The sequence below is a fragment of the Streptomyces alkaliphilus genome, assembly GCF_014141535.1.
In the GTDB taxonomy this organism is placed as follows: domain Bacteria; phylum Actinomycetota; class Actinomycetes; order Streptomycetales; family Streptomycetaceae; genus Streptomyces; species Streptomyces alkaliphilus.
Map to the genome: position 1 here is coordinate 1 of NZ_VKHT01000665.1, position 2,954 is coordinate 2,954.

Genomic DNA, 2,954 nt, shown 5'->3' on the forward strand with positions numbered 1-2,954 from the left:
GGCCCGACCGGGTCGGGGGAAGCCGCGGGATCGGTGCCGTGGAGTTCCAGGTCCAGGAGCAGTTCACCGGCACCGACGGGCTCGGGGTCCGCCGGGGGGAAGAGTTCGCGCGCCAGGCGGGTGCCGGGTCGGGAGAGGAGATCGCCCAGGGCTCCGCTCTCGGTGATCCGCCCGTTCTCCATCAGGGCCACCGAGTCGCACACCTCCCTGACCACCTCCATCTCGTGCGTGATGAGCAGCACGGTCAGTCCCAGGGAGCGGTTCAGATCGCGGATCAACCGCAGCACCGAGCGGGTGGTCTCCGGATCGAGCGCCGAGGTCGCCTCGTCGGAGAGCAGGACCTTCGGCCGGCCGGCCAGGGCCCGGGCGATGCCCACGCGCTGCTTCTGTCCGCCCGACAGTCGGGCCGGACGGTCCCCGGCCCGGTCGGCGAGGCCGACCGTGTCCAGCAGGTCCATGGCCCGCCGGGCCCGTTCCCGGCGGGTGAGGCCGGGCAGTTGTTCCAACGGCAGCTCCACGTTGCCCCGCACGGTGCGCGAGGACAGCAGGTTGAAGTGCTGGAAGACCATGCCGATGCGGGTACGGGCCGCCCGCAGCTCCCGTCCGGCGCGGGGGCCGCGCCCGGCCAGGGCGGTGAGGTCGGTGCCGTCCACCGTCACGATGCCCGAGGTGGGACGCTCCAGGAGGTTGACGCAACGGACGAGGGAGGATTTCCCCGCCCCGCTGGGGCCGATGACGCCGAAGACCTCGCCGGGTCGGACGTGCAGGTCGACGCCGTTCAGGGCGGTCACCTCACGGCCGCGGGTGCGGTGGACCTTGGTCAGGTCGGTGGTGGTGATCACAGGGTTTCCGTGTGCTCCGTGGTCCGGTGGTGCTCTCGGGGACCGCGCCGGCGCGCACGGGGGAACCGGTCGCGGGGACCGGTGGAACCGAGGCGGGCGCGGGTGACCCCGGGAAGCGCGGACGACGGCACGTGGGGCGGTGTCGCGGTGGAGCCGTCAACGGTGACGGCGAACGCCTTCCCGGGGCGGGGGCTCGCTTCGGGGCGCGAGCGGACGCGGTGCGGGGGCCCTCAGGGGGCACACATTCGGCACCGACGGTGGACCGATACGGTCCGCCCCGGGACACCACGGACACGAGCACCGGACGCGGGGAGCGTCCCGGTCGCCGGAGGGCGGTGGCTCGTGGTGGTCATGTGCGTCAGTAAAGCAGATGTTCGAAGCGGAGCCGTACACGACCGATGGAATGTCCGCATGTCGGACACCCGGCGGCGATGCGCGGCGGGAACCCGGGACCCGGGTCGGCGGAGCCGGCCGACCGGGCGCGCAGTAGAGTCGGCTCCATGTTCACCCCCCTGACCATCGGCCTCGGGGCGGCGGCCCTGACGTTGGCCCTGTGGTGCGGTCTCGCCGCCCTGCGCGGGGAGCCGACCAAGGATCGGCACTTCGTCGGCATGGCCGTGGTGACCGCGCTGGCGGTGATCCAATTGGCGATCGGACTGTTCGGGCTGGGCAGTGGTGACCGTCCGTCCGGGGACACCACCGCGGTCTTCGTCTCCTACCTGGTGACGGTGCCGGCCTGCGTGCCCCTGGTGGCGATCGTCTCGCTGGGTGAGCGTTCCCGCTGGGGGTCGGCGACGGTCGCCGCGGGCGCCCTGGTGACGGCGGCGTTGCAACTGCGACTGCACGAGGTGTGGGGAGGCGGCGGTGGGTGAGGCGTTGATCGGGACGACCGGCGGTCCGCCGGCGGGCGACGAGCGACGGCGGCTGCGCAGCGGCCCCGGCACGCTGCTGCTGACCGTGTACGTGATCTTCACCATCGGGGCGGGTTCGCGCTCGGTGTACCAGCTGGCGACCCGTTTCGAGGAGGCCCCGCTGGCCTATCTGCTCTCGGCCGTCGCGGCCCTGGTGTACGCCTTCATCACCGCCACCCTGGTGTGGGGCGGGGAGACGGCGCGCCGGCTCGGGCTGGTGGCGTGCGTGCTGGAGCTGATCGGGGTACTGACCGTGGGGACCTGGACGACGGTGGATCCGGGGGCCTTCCCGGACGCCACGGTGTGGTCCGGTTACGGCATGGGATACCTGTTCCTGCCGCTGGTGGTGCCGGTCACCGGCCTGCTGTGGTTGCGCCGGGCCCGCCCGCGCGGCTGACCGCCGCACGCGGCACGGGATCGGCCCGGCGGGCACCGGCGGGGACCGGCGCCCGCCGCGTGCTCAGGCCGTGGCGGCGAGGGGCCCGCGATCGGCGGGGGCGGTCGTCCCGCCCTCCGTGGAGGACGTCGGCACCGACTTCTCCAGCGTGATCACGCTCAGCGCGCGGGAGACCCGCTCGGTCGCCACGGGCGTGTATCCCACCTTCCGGTACAGGCGCAATCCCGCCTCGCCGCGGTGGCCGGTCGACAGCCGGTAGCGCGTGACCGGAACCCGTTCGGCCAGCCGGGCCTCGATGGCCGTCAGCAGACGACGTCCCAGCCCGTGCCGCTGCATCCGGGGGTGGACGATGAGTTTGCCGATGGCGGCGGTGCCGTCCGCGTCCACCACCGCGCGCACCGACCCGACGATCTCGTCGCCGAGGCGGGCCACCAGCACGTGGCCGTCGGCGATCTCCGCCCGTACGCCGTCGAGGGTCTGGGTGAGGGGCTCCAGGCGGTAGTCCCCGTACCGCTCGGCGTCGCTCTGGAAACAGAGGTACTGGAGTTTCAGGATCTGCTCGCCGTCCTGCTCGGCTGCCGTCTCGATCGTGACGCTCGTGCCCATGTGCGCACGCTCCTCCGCGGGTGTGGGCCGACCGCGCCGAGTGAGGGTCGCGCGCCCGGCCGTGGGATGCCCTGATCGGCGCGGGGTGACCGCGCCGTCGGCATTCTCCCCGCCGGCCGGGCGCGCGGAAAGGGCTCCCCGTCACCCCCCGTTGTGAGATTGCCGACGGGGGGGCGGGGGTTTCAACGGCCGACGCCG

At 73.5% G+C, this 2,954-nt stretch carries 4 protein-coding genes; 2 read left to right on the top strand and 2 right to left on the bottom strand.

What is annotated here, in order from left to right; genetic code table 11:
- Positions 1–842, bottom strand: an 842-nt coding sequence (locus tag FNQ90_RS18175) for a methionine ABC transporter ATP-binding protein (protein ID WP_182607351.1), incomplete at its 3' end; no start/stop codon positions are given.
- Positions 843–1,342: 500 nt separating this feature from the next.
- On the opposite strand from FNQ90_RS18175, the gene FNQ90_RS18180 reads away from it, so the two are divergent.
- Both FNQ90_RS18180 and FNQ90_RS18185 read left to right on the top strand, forming a co-directional pair.
- On the top strand, positions 1,343–1,714 hold the full coding sequence (locus FNQ90_RS18180) for a hypothetical protein (RefSeq protein WP_143617089.1): 372 nt from the start codon (positions 1,343–1,345) through the stop codon (positions 1,712–1,714).
- Positions 1,707–2,150: a hypothetical protein gene (locus FNQ90_RS18185; RefSeq protein ID WP_182607352.1), complete on the top strand. Its 444-nt coding sequence runs from the start codon at positions 1,707–1,709 to the stop codon at positions 2,148–2,150. Before FNQ90_RS18180 ends, FNQ90_RS18185 begins: the two co-directional genes overlap by 8 nt.
- Positions 2,151–2,213: 63 nt before the next feature.
- Here FNQ90_RS18185 and FNQ90_RS18190 read toward each other — a convergent pair whose 3' ends face one another.
- Positions 2,214–2,756: a GNAT family N-acetyltransferase gene (locus FNQ90_RS18190; protein ID WP_182607353.1), complete on the bottom strand. Its 543-nt coding sequence runs from the start codon at positions 2,754–2,756 to the stop codon at positions 2,214–2,216.
- Between the last annotated feature and the right edge of the window lie 198 nt (positions 2,757–2,954).

Coding starts and splice junctions, on each gene's coding strand:
- FNQ90_RS18190 (WP_182607353.1), bottom strand. CDS start 2,756: ATGGGCACGAGCGTCACGATCGAGACGGCAGCCGAGCAGGACGGCGAG.
- FNQ90_RS18180 (WP_143617089.1), top strand. CDS start 1,343: ATGTTCACCCCCCTGACCATCGGCCTCGGGGCGGCGGCCCTGACGTTG.